Below are 15,923 nucleotides of genomic sequence, written 5' to 3'. Positions count from 1 at the left end.
TCGGTGGCGGCGACCTTCACCAGAGCGCTCATCACCGTCTGGAAGTCGCCCGCCGCCTGGATGGTGCGCGAGCCGACGTTGATCGGGCTAAACGATACGGCGCCGCCCCGGTCGGGAATATCGATCTTGGGCACCTTGACGCCGTAGATGCTCTCGATCTGCATGTTGACGTTGTACTCGCTGCCCTGCGCCAGAGACAGGCTTTCGACGGCTTCCGGGCTGTCCCAGGCTTTGGCCGAGAACAAACTCACGTAGGCGCTCTTGCTGACGCCGGACAGCTCCTCGCGGGCGGCCAGTGCGTCCTTGACCAGCGCGAAGAACTCGCCAATGAGGGCGTCACGCTTGCGCTTGAGCAGGTCCGCGCCGCTGGTCGCCGTCTTCAAGCTGGCCTTGCTGGCGAGCAGGGCGGAGCGGGTGGGGCTGATGTCTGCCATATGGTGTCACCTCCTTGTGTGGGACTGACTAACCCCTCACCCCAGCCCTCTCCCCTACGGAGAGGGAGCAAAAAGCAAAACCCTGATCTTTTTGCTCTGACCCCTCTACCTTGGGGAGAGTCGAAGACCTGCTTGCAGAGGGGCGCTGCGAAGCAGCGGGGTGAGGGGTCGCCCCTTAAATCCTGTTCCCCCGCCACATCTCGTCGACCTTCGTGCCGTAGTACTTGTCGATCGAGTCCTTGCCAATTCGCGTGAGCTGCGACTGGGGCAGCTTGCTCAGAATGCCCCAGGCCACGTTCATCGAATCCTCGACGCTGCGGTCCTGGCCGCCCTGGCCGATGAAGTAGTTCTCGAAATCGTCGGCGAAGCGCAGGAACAGCTTGTCGTTCTCGGTCAGCGCGTCCTCGCCGGTAATGGCCACGAGCTTGCGCAGGTCCAGGCCGTTGGCGTAGGCGGCGAACAGTTGGTCGGACACGTTCTTGTGGTCGGCCCGCGTCTTGCCCTTGCCGATGCCGTTGCCCATCAGGCGCGACAGGCTCGGCAGCGGGTTGATCGGCGGGAAGATGCCCTTGGAGTTCAGCGTGCGGTCCACCACGATCTGACCCTCGGTGATGTAGCCGGTCAGGTCAGGGATGGGGTGCGTGATGTCGTCGTCGGGCATCGAGAGAATCGGAATCTGGGTGACCGAACCGGGTTTGCCCTGCACCACGCCCGCACGCTCGTACAGGCTCGCCAGGTCGGTATACATGTAGCCGGGGAAGCCGCGCCGTCCGGGGATTTCCTCGCGGGCGCCACCGATCTCGCGCAACGCCTCGCAGTAGTTGGTGAGGTCGGTCAGGATCACCAGCACGTGGTAGCCGTGCTCGAAGGCCAGGTACTCGGCGGTGGTCAGCGCCATGCGCGGCGTCAGGATGCGCTCGACGGTGGGGTCGTCGGCCTTGTTGAGAAACAGCACGGCGCGGGCCAGGGCGCCGGTCCGCTCGAACTCCTGGGTGAAGAAGCTGACCTCGCGCTGGGTCAGTCCCATCGCCGCGAAAACCACCGCGAACGGCTCCTCGGAACCGGGCACCTTGGCCTGGCGGGCGATCTGGGCGGCCAGCTCGTTGTGCGGCAGACCGGAGCCCGAAAAGATCGGCAGCTTCTGGCCGCGAATGAGGCTGGTGTTGATGTCGATGGTGCTGATGCCGGTCTGGATGAACTCTTCGGGCTTGGCGCGGCTGGCCGGGTTCATGGCCTGGCCGTTGATGCTGCGCCGCTCGTCGGCGATGACGGCTGGCAGCCCGTCGATGGGGCGGCCCAGGCCGTCGAAACGGCGTCCGATCATGTCCTTGGAGACGCCCAGCCGGGCCACGTCCTCCACCAGCGTCACCGAGGCGGTGGCCAGGTCCAGGCCGCGCGTGTCCTCGAAAATCTGGATCACGGCGTGCTCGTCGGACACCTCGATCACCTGTCCGCCGCGCACGCGCCCGTTGCCGTCCTTGATGTTGACGATGGCGTTGTAGGCCAGGTCGGACGCCGCCTTGACGAACAGCAGCGGCCCGGAGATGTAGGAAACGTCGTTGTACTCTTTTTGCAGCAGGGTCACGCGTTGACTCCTTTAGCCGATCCAGTCTTGAAGGTGGTCATCAGCTCTGAGGCCAGCGAGTCGTTGTAGGCGGGGAACTCTGCTTCGGCGACGTAGCGGGCGCGGCTGATCTTCTCGATCACCGGGTTCTGGATAATCTCGTCGATGGTGGCGCCGTCCTTCAGGGCGATACCCGCCTGCTCGTAGAACGACAGCATCGACTTCATCAGGCCGTAGTTCTTGGGCATCGACGCGCTGGCGTCCACCGGATCGAAGCCGTTTTGCTGGAGGAAGTCCTGGCGCAGCATTTTACCGGCCTCGATGACCAGCCGCTCGCTGTCTTGCAAGGCGTCGGGGCCGACGAGCTGCACGACTTCCTGAAGCGCCGCTTCCTGCTGGAGCAGGTTCTGGATGCGCTGGCGCAGTTCGGGGAAATCCTCGGCGACGTTCTGGCGATACCAGCTATCCAGAATCGGGGTGAACAGCGAGTAACTGCCGTTCCAGTTGATGGCCGGGAAGTGGCGGCGACGGGCCAGGCCCGCGTCCAGGCGCCAGAAGGCTCCGGTGATGCGCAGCGTGGCCTGGGTGACCGGCTCGGACATGTCGCCGCCCGCAGGTGACACGGCGCCAATCACGGACACGGCGCCGTCTTCTCCGGCGAGGGTGCGCACGGCTCCGGCCCGCTCGTAGAAGGCGGCCAGGCGGGCGGACAGGTACGGCGGGTAGCCTTCCTCGGCGGGCATTTCTTCGAGGCGGGAGCTGATCTCGCGCAGCGCCTCGGCCCAGCGGGAGGTGCTGTCGGCCATCAGCGACACGCTGTAGCCCTGGTCGCGGAAATACTCAGCGAGGGTGATGCCGGTGTACACGCTGGCCTCACGCGCCGCCACCGGCATGTTGGAGGTGTTGGCGATCAGGATGGTGCGGTGCATCAGCGGCCCGCCGGTTTTGGGGTCCACCAGTTCGGGGAACTCGACCAGCACGTCGGTCATCTCGTTGCCGCGCTCGCCGCAGCCGACGTAGACCACGATGTCGGCGTTGCCGTACTTGGCCACCGACTGCTGGGTGACGGTCTTGCCCGAACCGAAGGGGCCGGGAATGGCGGCGGCTCCGCCCATCACCAGCGGAAACAGCACGTCCAGAATCCGCATGCCGGTCAGGAAGGGCAGGCTGGGGTCTTTCTTCAGCGCCACCGGGCGGGCGGCGCGAACCGGCCAGTAGTGGGCCAGCCGGAGCTGGCTGCCGTCGTCGAGTTCGGCGATGATGTCGTCGATGGTGTACTCGCCCGCCGCCACGACGCTGCGGATGCGGCCCTTCTTGTCGGGCGGGGTCAGCACCTTGTGGGTGAAGGAAAACTCCGGTACGGTGCCGAGGATGGCGCTGCCGCCCACCTCGTCGCCCACAGCCACGCTGGGCGTGAAGGCCCATTTGCGAACGCGGTCCAGGCTGGAGACCTCGATGCCGCGTGCGATAAAGTCGCCCGACTGCTCACGGATCTTGTCGAGCGGGCGCTGAATGCCGTCGTAGATGCCGTTGAGCATGCCAGGCCCCAGCTCGACGGAGAGCGGCAGGCCAGTCGAGACAATCGGCTCGCCCACTGTCAGTCCGGAGGTGTCCTCGTAGACCTGGATAAAGGCGGTGTCGCCGTCCAGGCGGATGATCTCGCCCACCAAACGCTCGGTGCCGACGCGCACGATGTCAAACATCTTGGCGCCGTACATACCGCGACCGATGACTGCCGGTCCGGCGATGCGCTCGATGACGCCCTGCTTGTTTTGCGTCATGGAAAACTCCTTAAGAAAGTAGTTTCTTAGGTAAGAGAAAGGGGTGATGCTTGGGAAGCGCGGATTGGAGAAACTCGGTAAGGCCGGAGTGAATACCCCAACTTTACAGCTTGATGTCGAAGCCGATGGTGTCGCGCACCAATTTGCCCATGTAGGCTTTGGCGTCCACCTGGTCGGTGCTAAACGCGTCGCGCAGGCTGGGAATCGGCAGGATGATCGGCAGATCCCGGCCCCGCATGATGCGGGCGGTGCTGGTCGCCGGATCAGCGATCAACCCGGTGTCCACGGCGATCAGTCCCACGTTGCCGTTCTGAATCAGGTCTTCGAGTTTGGCCTGGGCGTTGTCGGCAGTGGCCTCGACGACCTGGGCGCCCGCCAGGCGGTAGCCGGTGGCAGTCTCGGCATCGGCCAGCACGACGACTTTCTGACTGGTCCCACCTGAATTCTTAGAGGACTGTGTTGATGAGGGTTGGCTCACGCTTCGGCCACCTCCTGACGAATCTGCTCGTTGGGCACCTGATAGAACTTGCCGCGCCCGATCAGGCGTAACTTGGCGATCTCCTGTTCCTTGCGGCGCAGGTAGTCGATGGCCACACCCACGCCCAGCGGGTCGCCAGCGGCGGCGTTGCGGGCGGCCTCGTCAAGCAGCCCTCTGGCCACGCGCTCGGCGCTCTCACTGTTCTCGGCTTCCAGAATCGGGGCCATCTCGCCCGCGCCGCTGGGGTCGCCGTCGGTCAGGCGGGCGAAGGTCGCCGCGTCGATGTTGCGGCCACCCTCGACGAACAGGGCCGGGTTGGCACCCCCACCTCTCAGTGCCCTTGAGGTCAGGGCGTTGGTGATGTCCACCTCACGCGACAGGTAATGCCGCAGCGCCGTGTTGCGCGAAACCCGCAGCGCGTAGCGGTAGTACGCCTGGTCGAGCGCGATTTCCAGGTCCAGCAGCTTGCCGCTGGCGCCATACGCCGCCACGCCCTCACGGAAGGCCGCCGCCAGCGGATGCCCGCTCAGCGTGATGGCGCTGGCCGCCACCGAGAGTTCCCCGCCCTGGAGCGCGGTCTGGAGGGTCGTCATCGGAATGGTGCCGCCGGGGATCAGGCTGGACTGCAAGCTCTCGCCGCTGCGGCCACTGGTCAGGCCACGGGCCAGCGATTTGAGGTTCACCAGGTCCCACTTTTGCAGCAGCACACCGATTTCGACCTTGGCGTCGCCGTCGGCCAGGCGGTAGACCCTCTCGACACTCTGGAAGAAGTTCTGCGACAGGGCCGTGTCGAGTTCGCTCAGGCCCGCACCCTGGGCGGTGGCCCCGGCGAGGTCGCCCGACAGCTCGCTTTCGCTGAGCAGCCGCAGAAATTCAGGGTAGGTCTGGGCACCCAGGGCGCCGTCGAATGCGCGGCCATCGAGCAGCTTGGTCCGCATCATTTTAATGCGGGCGTTGATGTAACCGTAGTCGTCGGGCATTAGAAAAAACCACGTTTATCAACAGATAAACCGAGCAGAGCGAGCGGTGGAGCGCAGATGTTCAGACGAGAGTGCAGGGACGGAGCGCCGTTTGCGGAGTACCGAAACGTTAGTCTGGACATCCTTAGCCCTCCGAGAGCAGGCGGCTGACCTGGGGCGCCAGCGACTCGCGCAAGCGTTCCAGCCGCCCGGTGAGGGTGTTGGTCACGCCGCTCTTACCGCCGCCCGCCACCACCCGCACGCCGCCCTGAACAGCCGGGTTGGGGCGCACGGCCAGGTCGGGGGCGAGGTCGCTGGCCAGCGCCACCTCGTCGGGGTGGACTTCGAGGTACTCGGCGTGGGGCACCACACTGCGGGCCTCGGCGATCAGGCGGGATAAGATGTCGCGGTATTCGGGCGCCTTCGTCACGGCCATCAGTTCGTGCTGGGCCGTCTCGAACGCCTTGCTCATGCCACTGTCCCCGGCGTTGAGGCGCGAGGCACTCTGTTCCAGGTCCGCCGCCGAGCGGGCGCGGGTCAGGCTGGCCTGCATCTGGGTGTCGAGCGCCCGGCTGCGGCTGTCGATCAGGGTCTGGGCCTGTTCCTGGGCGCTGCGGAGAATCGTGGCGGCGCGTTCACGGGCCTCGGCGCGGATGCGCTCGATCTCGGACTGGGCCTCGTTTTCAAGCAACTTGTCGAGGGCCATGATTCAGATTTTGCCCGACAGGATGAAAAATCCGACCAGACCGAAGATCACCAGGGTTTCGGGGATGGCGAACCACAGCAGCATCAGACCCAGGCGACCGGGGTTCTCGGCGGTCACGCCTGCGGCGGCGGCGCCGATGCGCCCCTGCGCCAGCCCGGTGCCGATGGCGCCCAGACCCAGCGCCAGGCCCGCGCCCACGGCGATCAGGCCGCCGTTGGTGTTGACCGCTTTGGCCGTCTCCTGGGCGAAACCGGTGGACGACAGGGCGAGAACGAGGGCAGCGAGGGCGATCTTGTTGGTCTTGGTCATGCGGGAACTCCTTTGAATTGGGGAACTTGGTCTTTAGACGGGGCAGTGCTCAGCGAGGGGGCTGGGTGATACTCGTTATTTCTTGGCCAGCGCCGCAGCACTCAGGCGCCGCAGCGGGCTGTACGCCGTGCCGGATTCGTTGTGGTAGCCGGTGGGCGTCAGGAATTCGACGAAATGCAAACGGATCGGTTGTAGCACATGCCCGATGATGGTGATGGCCAGCGCGAAGGCGTGGACCAGCAGCGCCAGCAGAATGCCGAAGATGATGCCCAGCACGCCGATGTTCTTGTAGAGGTTCCAGCCGACATCGGTGGCGAGGTTGGCCAGGATCGCTCCGGCCACGCCCACCGCGAACAGTCGGGCGAAGCTGATGATGTTGCCGCCCTGCGAGAGAATCTCGATAATCATCAGGAAGACTTTCGACATCACCATGCCCAGGAAAAACACCGCGAAGCCCAGGTACATCAAGGTCAGCAGCGGGTTGGAGAAGTCTGAGTAGATGCCGCCGCTGGTGAGCTGGTTGCCGCCCTTGCTCAGAAAGCCCAGGCTGACCAGTCCGACCAGGCCGCCGAGCATCCCGATGGCTTCCCAGAGGTGGTGCTTGTCATTGTGGCGGGCGGCGAGTTGCACCCGGATCCCCCAGCTCCACAGCACCATGAAGATGCCGATGAGCAGCGTGGTAATCAAGGCCGTGTTGGTAAACCAGGGCGCCAAGCGCGGGAAGACGATAGGCAGCAGGCCCGTTTCCTCCAGCACCGGCACGAAGCCCGCCGGGAAGCGCCAGATGGATTCGATGACCGGCTTGCTGATGTAAAACAGGTGCAGGTGCTCGCCGAGGTTGCCGAACAGCTCGCCGGTCAAAAAGCCCCAGAAGATCGCCCAGGTGCTCATGGTCCGGATGATGACGCCCAGCTTGCCCATCGTGTCGGGGCCTAAGTAAGCGTTCATGGCCGACAGGTTGACGCCTTTATTGTTCCTGGCCATCGTGGCGAACCAGGTGCCGACGATAAAGAACAGCAGCCCGTAGCCGATGTCGGCGATAATAAACCCGAAGAACAGCGGAAAGAAGAACGAGATGATGCCGGTGGGATCGAAGTTGCCATAGCGCGGCAGCGGCAGCATGCCCAGGATCAGCTCGAAGTTCTTGCTGTAGGAGGTGTTCTTGAGCTGCACCGGAATCTCGGCGGCCTGGTGTGGGTCGGGCGCGTGCAACTCGTAGCTGACGCCATTGCCGAACTGTTCCAGCGCGGATTTGAGGTTGCCCAGCCGGTCTTCGGGCACGTAGCCCTGCATCACCAGGCTGTACTTGCCGCGTGCGCTCATGCCCTGCACGTCGTGAATGGCGACCTGATCGCTCAGGGCGTCGCGCATGGCAAAGAGGGTCGGCCCCACCTGGTCGGACAGGGCGACCCGTTCGCGCTCCAGGGCGTCACGCTGCGAGATACCCTCGCGCCCGATGCGGCCCAGTTCGCGGGCAACTTCGCCCAGCGGCTGCCCGTCGAAGCGGCCCGGCAACCGCAGCTCGCCGAGGCGGGCCTTGCCGAGTGCGGCGCGGGCGGCGTCCCGGTCGATGACCAGGGTGGCGATGGCGCCGACGAATCCGGCGCCCACCCCAGCTTTGGCACTGGGCAGCGCACGGGTAGAGAGCTCGAAGCGGCCTTCCAGGCTGCCCTGGAGCGCCAGTTGCAGCGCGGCGAGTTCTTCGGGCTTCTGATAGATAAACGGCACCAGCGAGACCCGGCGGCTGTGGTCGAGCCCGCCGGAGAGTTCGCTGAGCGCCGCCGCAGCCTCGCCGTAGGTGCGCTGCACCTCCAGATCGCCGTCGAGCGCCTGACGCCGCCGGGCCAGGTCGGCAGCCGGAGTGGCCGCCTCCTCCAGCACGGCGGGCCACTCGCTTTCCGGCGGCAGGCGCCCGGCCTGGCGGCGCACGGCGCCCAGCTCGCTGAGGGTGCTCTCGGCGCGGGCCAGCAACCGCTCGCTCTCGCGGCGGTACTCGGCGTCCTCGCTGCTGTGGGGGCCAGCGCTCAGCACCCCCTGGCCGGAGACCGGCACCAGATGCAGCACGCCCGCCGTTTGCAGCGCTCCGATAACTTCCCGGCTTTCGCGCTTGCGAGTGGCGATCACGACCTGCTGCATGGGGCTAATCACGGCAACACCGCCCGCAAGATGGTCTCGACGGCCTGCGACATGCGGGCGTCCGAGCGGCTGTGGGTCAGTTCGGCCTGCGAAGCGGCCTGCGCGGCGGCCTCGGCGCGAATACTCTGGGCCTCGGCCTGCATCTCGGCCTCACGGCTGTGGGTCATGGCCCTGACCTGCTCCTGGGCACCTTGAATGACAACCTTGGCCTGGGCCTCGGCGGCTTCGATCTCGCGGGCCGCGTCCTGACGGGCGGCCTCGATCTGGGCGTCGAGCGCCTGCTCGCGGGTGGCGAGTTCACTTAAAATCCGACTTGAGGCGTCCAAATCCTTCCCCCTTCTTGTGTTGGTGGTGCGCGCATCTGGTGCTTGGGTGTTTCGTGGCACACGACCCACCGCGCCCTGGGGGCGTGCGGAAGGTCAAACATGCTGTGTCTGGCCCGACTGCTTGGACTGCCGTGCTCAGTAAAAATCTTATCACAGCGTCCCAGCCGACTTTTGAGGACGTCGGTCCCGAAGTGGGGTGTTCAGCGGGCGGTGGGCGGTCTGTGCCGAGTTTAGCAGCCTCTGTAGCGGGCTGTACAAAGTCCCTGACGGACAGCAGGGACGGCAAAAACCCCCGGTCGCCTCCGGGGGTCGTGGCTGTCTAGATCAAGGCAGGCTAGATAAAGGCAGGATGAAATTGAGGTCCAGCCCAGCCCAGCCCAGGTGAACGTTCCGGGTGAATTCAGTCGCCGCCGATCATCACCGGCGTGCTCAGGCCGCTCTCGGTCTCGGCGTAGCCCTGCTCGCTGTGCGAGGAAATGTCGATGCCGCCGACTTCCTGGCTGGCGGTGACGCGCAGCGGAATGACCAGCCCGACCAGCTTGAGCAAGATAAAGCTGCCCAGGCCGCAAAACACCACGCTGACGAGCACGGCCAGCGCCTGGATGGCGAACTGCTCGCCCACCGGCTTGCCCTGCCCGGTGGTCCAGGCCAGGGCGCCGGTCAGCAAGGCACCGACGATTCCGGCGACGCCGTGACAGGCGAATACGTCGAGCGCGTCGTCGGCCTTGAGGGAGCGCTTGAGCTGCACCATCCAGAACGAGGCGGTGGCGCCCAGCATGCCCACCACCAGCGAGGCCCAGGGCGACACGAACCCGCAGGCCGGGGTAATGGCGACCAGCCCGACGACCAGGCCGGTGGCGGCGCCGACGGCGGTGGGCTTGCCGCCGCGCAGGCTCTCCCAGGTCAGCCAGGTGAGCATGGCCGCCGCCGTGGCCATACAGGTGGTGATGAAGGCCAGCGCGGCGCTCTGGTTGGCGCCCAGGGCGCTTCCGGCGTTGAAGCCGATCCAGCCGAACCACAAAATGGCGGCGCCCAGCAGCACGAAGGGCACGTTGTGCGGCACGTGGGCGATGCGCCCGGCGCCCAGACGCGGCCCCAGCACGGTGGCGGCGACCAGCGCACTGACGCCCGCCGCGATGTGGATGACGGTGCCGCCCGCAAAATCAAGGGCACCCATAGTGAACAGCAGCCCGCCCGGACCCCAGACCATATGGGCCAGCGGGGAATAAATGAGCAGGCTCCACAGCCCGCCGAACAGCACGAAGGCCCCGAAGCGCATCCGCTCGATGACGGCGCCCGAAATCAGCGCCAGCGCGATGATGGCGAACATGGCCTGAAACGCCGCGAAGACGTAAGAGGGAATGGTGCCGGAAAGCTGACCGGCCAGACCGTTGAGCCCGAAGGCGCTGAGGCCGCCGAAGAACTTGTTGCCCTCGGTAAAGGCGATGGAGTAGCCGCCCAGCATCCAGATCACGAAGACCAGCCCGATGGAGATAAAGCTCATCATCATGGTGTTGAGCACGCTCTGCGAACGGGTCAGGCCACCGTAGAAAAAGGCCAGGCCGGGCGTCATGAACAGCACCAGCGCGGCGGCCACGATCATCCAGGCGGTGTCGCCGGAGTTGAGGACCGGCTTGGCATCGGCGGCCAGCGCCGCACCGGTGGTCAGCAGGGCCAGCAGCGGCAGGCCGCGTTTAACGAGCGAGGGGGGCATCAGCATGGTCGTCTCCTTTGGCTTGGGGGTAGTTCAGCTCGGTGTTCATCAGCTCAGTCAGCTCAGTGGGGCGAGTTTCTTTTCGGTCACAGGCGTCAGGGCGCTGTTGTCTTCCTCACCGGTCCGGATGCGCACGACGCGCTCCAGCGGCTCCACGAAAATCTTGCCGTCGCCGACCTCGCCGGTCCGGGCGCCCTTGCAGATGGCCTGAATGGCGGCGTCGACAAACGGCTCGCTGACGGCCATGCGGAACTCCACCTTGTCGTGAAACTCGACCATCACGCGGGTGCCCCGGTAGTGCTCGACGATCTCCTGTTCGCCGCCGTGCCCGCTGACACGGCTCAGGGTCAGACCGCTGATCCCCGCCTGAAACAGCGCTTCCTTGACCTGCTGGACCCGTTCGGGCCGTACCACTGCGGTGATCAGTTTCATGCCTCTCCCTTCTGCTGCGTGGCGCGGTGGATACCCGGTGGTCTGGACGCGGAACGTTTCAACGCGAATCGTTTCAACGCAGAGCCGACCCGTTCACCACCCCACTCGACCAAACACCAGAGATCAGGTTAGGGTTTGGTATGCAGACTGTCAACGCCAAAGTGGCAAGTTGTCCAGATTAGGGTGTACATCCTGCACAGAAAAACCTGGACACCGAACTCACCACGCCGAGATGCCGCGCCGCGTTCGGCTTTTTTCAGACAACCGATCTGCTCTGCGCAGCTACAAGGCGGACGGCGAGCCCCGCCCCGGCCTGCGCTGCCACACCCGCCAGGCCAGATACAGCAGCGCCAGCATCAGCAGGCCCGATAGCAGCGGCGCGAACAGGGCGCTCAGCGTCAGACCCAGCGAGGTGCCGTCTTCCGCCGCCGACACCACTGGGTTGCCCAGCCCGGCGGTCATGGCCGTGGACACCGGGCGCAGGGCCGTGCGGCCCATCTGCACGCTGGCCGCCACCGCGAAGCCCAGCAGCAGCGAGACGCTGGGGCTCAGATGCGTCAGCCCCGAATGCGAGGCGAACAGAATGGCCCCCGCCGCCGCGTTGACAATGCCGCCGAAGATATGCAGCGCGTGATCGATGCCGGGAATCTTGTCGCCCACAAAATCTAGGGCGCCCACGGCGGCGATGCCCAGCAGCACCCAGGTGTTACTCAGCAGCGCGTAGCTGTCGGGAAAATGCAGCACCCCGAAGCGTTGCAGCAGCCCCACGATCAGCAGCGGCAGATAGGCATTCAGCCCCGCCGCACTGGACAGCCCGAACGAAGAGAGCAGCCCGGTGACGATTTCCATAGTGTGGAGTATGACACTTTTGGGGGAGCGGCTTGTGGTGCGTGGCTTGTGGCTTGTGGGAACAGATGGAGGGCGTGAGGCGGTGCTCACTTACCCCTCTCCCCGCTGCTGCGCAGCGCCCCTCTCCCCGCTGCTGCGCAGCGCCCCTCTGCAAGCACTCGTCGTGAACGGACTGTCCTCGTGAACAGACGCCCAGCAGGCGCTACTCGTCCCCATGAGGACGCCACTCCTCAGGTCTTCGACTCTCCCGCAAGGGGCGACTGGTACAGCTCCGCAGGAGAGGGGTCAACGACAGGCGCCCAGTGGGCTTTTTTGACTGGAGTTGATCAAAATATTCCAGCGAGGTTAGTTATGGAAGATGCGGAGCACGGGCGCCCTACGCCAGCGGCCACGATGTGGAGAACGCCGGGAGACAAAGTGCGTGTGGGACGAATGGGATGTGCCATCCATAGCGGAGCGACAAACCCCCTCCAAGGTTCTATTGACACGTAGGCTAGTCAAGAGAGGTGAGGGGCCTTATCGAGCAGAACGGACGCGCCTGGGCACGCCTGCTCTCCCCCGAACCTGTGGCCAGTTGCGCCCCATCGGGGCGGGGGCTTCTTCTTGTTCAGAGCGGCACCCGTATGGGGCCTGACCGCTTGGGCAGAACGGACGCCCATGAGGACGCCTGCCCGCTGGGGGGTGGGGGTGCAGACGCATTGGCACAGCGCTGAAGCCCCACCAACGCAACCTAACCGCCAATAGCCCGTCCAGCCGCCTATTCGATAGGAGGCTCAACCGCCACAGGCTTAGCGACCGGCTCCGGCCTGGGCCTCAGATCGGTGCTGTTGTACACCGCCTGGGCGTCTTTCAATCCTGAACTGACCCATTTCAGCGCCGCGCCCACGCCCAGACGGGTCAATTCTTCAAGCGTCGGGCCTTCCTCCTCGGCCCATTTGCTGAGCACCCAGTCGCTCACCTCGCGCCCCGGCGGCGGACGGGAGATGCCCAGCTTGAGGCGGGCGAAGCCCTCGTCGCCGCCCAGCACCCGGATGATGTCGCGCACGCCGTTCTGACCGCCGTGCCGCCCACCGAAGCGCAGCCGCAGCAGCCCAAAGGGGCTGTCGAGGTCGTCTTGAATGACCAGCAGGTTCTCCGGGCCGATCTTGTAGAACTGCATCACCGGCAGCGCCGCCTTGCCCGAAGCGTTCATGAAGGTCTGCGGCTTGATGAGCACGACTTTCTCTCCGACCAGCCGGAATTCAGCTTGAAGCGCCTGGGTGCCCGCGCTCCAAGTGGCGCCCTGGGTGCGGGCGAGTTCGTCGGCGACGCGCCAGCCGATGTTATGGCGGGTTCGCTCGTACTGGAGGCCGGGATTGCCCAGCGCCACGATCAGCTTCATGGGGTCTCAGGCTTCATGGGGTCTCAGGCTTCATGGCCGTCCAGCACGGCCCGCACGTCGGCCTCAGTCTGGCGTACGCGGGGGTCATGGCGGGCCTTCTCGAAGCCCTGGCGAAAATCGGCGAAGCGGGTATCGGCGCTGCTCAGCAGCAGGCCATACGCCTGGCGGGCGTCTTGCAACTGGCGCTCAGTCAGGCTCAGCCCTTTCTGGTCGATCACCTCGTCCAAGGTGGACATCAGGCCCGACAGCGGGCGCAGCCACTGAAAAAACGGGTCGCCGGTCACCAGGTTGTAGAAGGTGAACACGCTGGGAATCTTGCCGTGCATGAATTCGTAATCGCTCCTGGCCACGTCCAGCAGGGCGGAATGCAGTTGCCGCAGGGCAGCGGCGAGGGCGTTCAGGCGGGTCCGCATCGGTTCGGCGCTCATGTTCAGCAGTGTGCCACAGCCGCGCTGATAGGGACGAGGACTGACGCTTTTGCCCACTTCCGGCTGGCCGCAATGCTCTAGCCTGGGCGCATGCTCCGATACCGGGTCTTTTCCGAGGCCGACTTCGCCGCGCTGCAAGCCCTCGATCTGGAGGTCCAGCGCCGCGCCGCGCCGACCTTCGGCAGCCTGGAGGAGCGCGAGCGGGAAGGCCGACTGCGCACCTCGCTGCCCGCCCTGAAATTCTTCGAGCGCAGCGAACACAGTTTCCTGGCCGAAGACGCCCAGATACTAGAAGGCCAGGCACCAGAAGGCCAGGCACCAGGAGGTCGGACGCTCCAGGGCGTCATTCTGGCCCAGCCGGTCTGGCAGGGGGACCGGCCCACCGTGCTGGTGGTGCAGGTCTTGCTGGCCGAACACGCCCCGCCGGAAACCGCCAGCGGCCTGCTGCACGCCTGCGTCAAGAGTGCCTACGACACCGCCGTCTACGAGGTCCACTTTGCGCTCACGCCTGAGCTGGAAGCCGCCGCCGCCGCCGAGGAAGCCCACCTGGCGGGCCGCTACGCCGTGCGCCACCTGGGCAGCAGACACGACACCGCGCCGGGCCTGCGGCTGGACAGTGTGCCGGGCACTGTCTCCGGGGCACTCCGAACCGATGAGTAGCGCTCTGGGCAGCGCTGGTCTGGTTGGCACCGAGACCAATACCAGGATAGATACCCTGCCAGAAAGCGGTCAGAGTCGGTCATTCATACTGGAGCCAGACAGTGGGCCAGAGACCCGGATGGGCTGCGCCGCAGCGCCAGGTCCACGGAGGAACAGATATGACCCAACCAAGCAACAAGGCCCGCGTGCTGTTCGGCGTGCGCGGCATGGACAAGGAAGCGGGCGTCCGCATCTCAGCGGTGCTGCTGGCCATTCCCGGCGTGACGCAGGCCACCCCCGACCAGGGCTCGATTGCCGTGCAGTACGACCCCACCGCCATGACCGTCATGGATCTGCTGCGCGTTATTCGCAAGCAGGGTTTTCTGGCCGGAATGCTCTGAGCCAACACCACAGGGGAGCTTCACCGTGAGCCTGGGCTACATCGGCAGCCTGATGGTAAGATTGGAGATGCCCTGGGTCAGCAACCTCAAGGAAAAACGTGCCCTGGTGCGGCCCGTCGTCGAGCGCCTCAAGGCCCGCTTTCCGCTGACGGTGGCCCGGCTCGACGGCCTCAACGCCCACGACTGGGAAATCATCGGGGTCGTGACGGTCAGCAATGATCGCCAGTGGGTCGAAGAAACCCTGCAACTCGCCGCCGACTTCATCGCCGCACAGGGCGAATACCGCGTAACCGAGGAAGTAAGAGGGATTGTGCCCTTTGAAGACGTGCTGGACGAGTAGCCCAGATTCAGTTTCTCCGAACGCCTGTTATACGGACTCCGCTAAATTCCTTAACTTCCGAAAAGGCGCCGGAAGTTAATCCATACCGCAGAGTCCGTAGTTGCTCCTACTCCCGTTGGTCGGATTTCATCGTTTTTACAAAACGATTCAATCGGAGTCCGTATTATTTCATTCAGGATGACAACAAATCAAACAGGGCGAGCCATCTACACTCGCCCTGCTTCATCGTGCCTACCGACTTTACTTGGCGTCGAAGTTCTGGTCGAAGGTTTCCGGGCGCTGGAGCGTGCGCCAGTTGAGAATGCTCTTGCCGCTGGTGGTCACGTAATCGGAAGGATTCTGGCTCTGGATGGCGCAGTTGTACTTGGCGCCCTCCTGACGCATGATCGGCCAGATCACGGCGGCGGCGCGTCCGGCGATGTCGCGCAGGGGAATGGGGCCGAACAGCCGCGAGTCTTCCGAGCCGTTGGCAGTGCGGTTGTCGCCCATCACGAAATACTGTCCGGCGGGCACGGTCAACTCGGTCTGGTCCTTGACGATGCCCTTGACGCTCGACTGGATCTGATTGGCGATGTCGCTCTCCGTATCCCAGCAGCCCTGCGACTTCCAGTAATCGGCGGTGTAGGCGTTAGCCAGCGCCACGTTGTTGACGAACACCACGCCCTTGGCAATTCGCACCTTGTCGCCGGGCAGCCCGACCAGGCGTTTAATCAGAAAAGGCCGGTAGTTCCAGAGGCCAAGAAACGGGCGCAGTTCAGCGGCGGCGGGCGGCTTGAACACCAGAATATCGCCGCGTTTGAAATTGCCGATTCCGGCTTTGTGCAGCCAGGTCTCGTATTTGGGCAAAAACACGCGCTCGTGGTGGCGCAGGTTGGGCATCATGCTCACGCCGTCCACGCCGACTAGGGTAGCCAGAAACTGGGTGATGAGCACGGCGAAGACAATCGGTTCGAGCAGCTCTTTCCAGAGGCGCTTTAAGGCAGACGGCGGTTTTATCAGTTTGGTCATCGCACTCCTGGCCTGGCACCGGCAACCCGGCCTGGCCT

18 protein-coding genes are annotated in these 15,923 nt (G+C 64.9%); 3 read left to right on the top strand and 15 right to left on the bottom strand.

Features of this window, described 5'->3' with window-relative positions:
* The 14 genes from Q0R23_RS17665 to Q0R23_RS17600 form a co-directional block, all read right to left on the bottom strand.
* Window positions 1-434 (bottom strand): V-type ATP synthase subunit D (locus tag Q0R23_RS17665; RefSeq protein WP_293915189.1); only part of this gene is annotated, 434 nt, incomplete at its 3' end.
* Between the two features lie 175 nt (window positions 435-609).
* Window positions 610-2,019: a V-type ATP synthase subunit B gene (locus Q0R23_RS17660; RefSeq protein WP_293915187.1), complete on the bottom strand. Its 1,410-nt coding sequence runs from the start codon at window positions 2,017-2,019 to the stop codon at window positions 610-612.
* Window positions 2,016-3,779, bottom strand: coding sequence for a V-type ATP synthase subunit A (locus Q0R23_RS17655; protein WP_293915185.1), 1,764 nt, complete (start codon window positions 3,777-3,779; stop codon window positions 2,016-2,018). Before Q0R23_RS17655 ends, Q0R23_RS17660 begins: the two co-directional genes overlap by 4 nt.
* Window positions 3,780-3,882: 103 nt before the next feature.
* Window positions 3,883-4,257, bottom strand: coding sequence for a V-type ATP synthase subunit F (locus tag Q0R23_RS17650; RefSeq protein WP_293915183.1), 375 nt, complete (start codon window positions 4,255-4,257; stop codon window positions 3,883-3,885).
* Window positions 4,254-5,237, bottom strand: coding sequence for a V-type ATPase subunit (locus Q0R23_RS17645; protein WP_293915181.1), 984 nt, complete (start codon window positions 5,235-5,237; stop codon window positions 4,254-4,256). Before Q0R23_RS17645 ends, Q0R23_RS17650 begins: the two co-directional genes overlap by 4 nt.
* Window positions 5,238-5,361: 124 nt before the next feature.
* Complete coding sequence (locus tag Q0R23_RS17640; RefSeq protein ID WP_293915180.1) at window positions 5,362-5,922, bottom strand: V-type ATP synthase subunit E; 561 nt, start codon at window positions 5,920-5,922, stop codon at window positions 5,362-5,364.
* A gap of 3 nt (window positions 5,923-5,925) precedes the next feature.
* A complete protein-coding gene (locus Q0R23_RS17635; RefSeq protein ID WP_293915178.1) occupies window positions 5,926-6,231 on the bottom strand; it encodes a V-type ATP synthase subunit K in 306 nt (101 codons plus the stop codon).
* A 75-nt stretch (window positions 6,232-6,306) separates the two neighbouring features.
* Entirely contained in the window at window positions 6,307-8,379 is a 2,073-nt protein-coding gene (locus Q0R23_RS17630; RefSeq protein WP_293915177.1) for a V-type ATPase 116kDa subunit family protein, read from the bottom strand.
* Window positions 8,376-8,693 (bottom strand): V-type ATPase subunit subunit G family protein, encoded by a 318-nt coding sequence (locus Q0R23_RS17625; protein WP_293915176.1) that lies wholly within the window; start codon window positions 8,691-8,693, stop codon window positions 8,376-8,378. Before Q0R23_RS17625 ends, Q0R23_RS17630 begins: the two co-directional genes overlap by 4 nt.
* Before the next feature lie 400 nt (window positions 8,694-9,093).
* Complete coding sequence (locus tag Q0R23_RS17620; RefSeq protein ID WP_293915190.1) at window positions 9,094-10,407, bottom strand: ammonium transporter; 1,314 nt, start codon at window positions 10,405-10,407, stop codon at window positions 9,094-9,096.
* Between the two features lie 57 nt (window positions 10,408-10,464).
* Window positions 10,465-10,839, bottom strand: coding sequence for a P-II family nitrogen regulator (locus tag Q0R23_RS17615; protein ID WP_293915175.1), 375 nt, complete (start codon window positions 10,837-10,839; stop codon window positions 10,465-10,467).
* Between the two features lie 282 nt (window positions 10,840-11,121).
* Window positions 11,122-11,688, bottom strand: coding sequence for a DUF4126 domain-containing protein (locus Q0R23_RS17610; RefSeq protein WP_293915173.1), 567 nt, complete (start codon window positions 11,686-11,688; stop codon window positions 11,122-11,124).
* 757 nt (window positions 11,689-12,445) lie between these two features.
* Window positions 12,446-13,069 carry an aminoacyl-tRNA hydrolase gene (pth, locus tag Q0R23_RS17605; RefSeq protein WP_293915171.1) on the bottom strand — a complete coding sequence of 208 codons (624 nt, stop codon included), beginning with the start codon at window positions 13,067-13,069 and terminating at the stop codon, window positions 12,446-12,448.
* A gap of 23 nt (window positions 13,070-13,092) precedes the next feature.
* Entirely contained in the window at window positions 13,093-13,497 is a 405-nt protein-coding gene (locus Q0R23_RS17600) for a hypothetical protein (RefSeq protein ID WP_293915170.1), read from the bottom strand.
* A gap of 90 nt (window positions 13,498-13,587) precedes the next feature.
* On the opposite strand from Q0R23_RS17600, the gene Q0R23_RS17595 reads away from it, so the two are divergent.
* The 3 genes from Q0R23_RS17595 to Q0R23_RS17585 all read left to right on the top strand — a co-directional run bounded on the left by Q0R23_RS17595 (window position 13,588) and on the right by Q0R23_RS17585 (window position 14,877).
* Window positions 13,588-14,157, top strand: a complete 570-nt coding sequence (locus Q0R23_RS17595) for a DUF1999 domain-containing protein (RefSeq protein WP_293915169.1) — start codon at window positions 13,588-13,590, stop codon at window positions 14,155-14,157.
* 158 nt (window positions 14,158-14,315) lie between these two features.
* Entirely contained in the window at window positions 14,316-14,537 is a 222-nt protein-coding gene (locus tag Q0R23_RS17590) for a heavy-metal-associated domain-containing protein (protein ID WP_293915167.1), read from the top strand.
* Window positions 14,538-14,562: 25 nt separating this feature from the next.
* Complete coding sequence (locus Q0R23_RS17585) at window positions 14,563-14,877, top strand: DUF503 family protein (protein ID WP_293915165.1); 315 nt, start codon at window positions 14,563-14,565, stop codon at window positions 14,875-14,877.
* A 240-nt stretch (window positions 14,878-15,117) separates the two neighbouring features.
* Here Q0R23_RS17585 and lepB read toward each other — a convergent pair whose 3' ends face one another.
* Window positions 15,118-15,885, bottom strand: a complete 768-nt coding sequence (lepB, locus tag Q0R23_RS17580; protein WP_293915163.1) for a signal peptidase I — start codon at window positions 15,883-15,885, stop codon at window positions 15,118-15,120.
* Between the last annotated feature and the right edge of the window lie 38 nt (window positions 15,886-15,923).

This window comes from Deinococcus sp. (assembly GCF_025362455.1).
Taxonomy (GTDB): Bacteria; Deinococcota; Deinococci; order Deinococcales; family Deinococcaceae; genus Deinococcus.
The sequence above is the reverse complement of the archived record's forward strand: the minus strand, read 5'-3'. Positions and strand labels throughout refer to the sequence as shown.

Coding starts and splice junctions, on each gene's coding strand:
- Q0R23_RS17655 (WP_293915185.1), bottom strand. CDS start 3,779: ATGACGCAAAACAAGCAGGGCGTCATCGAGCGCATCGCCGGACCGGCA.
- Q0R23_RS17645 (WP_293915181.1), bottom strand. CDS start 5,237: ATGCCCGACGACTACGGTTACATCAACGCCCGCATTAAAATGATGCGG.
- Q0R23_RS17640 (WP_293915180.1), bottom strand. CDS start 5,922: ATGGCCCTCGACAAGTTGCTTGAAAACGAGGCCCAGTCCGAGATCGAG.
- Q0R23_RS17635 (WP_293915178.1), bottom strand. CDS start 6,231: ATGACCAAGACCAACAAGATCGCCCTCGCTGCCCTCGTTCTCGCCCTG.
- Q0R23_RS17620 (WP_293915190.1), bottom strand. CDS start 10,407: ATGCCCCCCTCGCTCGTTAAACGCGGCCTGCCGCTGCTGGCCCTGCTG.
- Q0R23_RS17615 (WP_293915175.1), bottom strand. CDS start 10,839: ATGAAACTGATCACCGCAGTGGTACGGCCCGAACGGGTCCAGCAGGTC.
- Q0R23_RS17610 (WP_293915173.1), bottom strand. CDS start 11,688: ATGGAAATCGTCACCGGGCTGCTCTCTTCGTTCGGGCTGTCCAGTGCG.
- pth (WP_293915171.1), bottom strand. CDS start 13,069: ATGAAGCTGATCGTGGCGCTGGGCAATCCCGGCCTCCAGTACGAGCGA.
- Q0R23_RS17600 (WP_293915170.1), bottom strand. CDS start 13,497: ATGAGCGCCGAACCGATGCGGACCCGCCTGAACGCCCTCGCCGCTGCC.
- Q0R23_RS17595 (WP_293915169.1), top strand. CDS start 13,588: ATGCTCCGATACCGGGTCTTTTCCGAGGCCGACTTCGCCGCGCTGCAA.
- Q0R23_RS17590 (WP_293915167.1), top strand. CDS start 14,316: ATGACCCAACCAAGCAACAAGGCCCGCGTGCTGTTCGGCGTGCGCGGC.
- lepB (WP_293915163.1), bottom strand. CDS start 15,885: ATGACCAAACTGATAAAACCGCCGTCTGCCTTAAAGCGCCTCTGGAAA.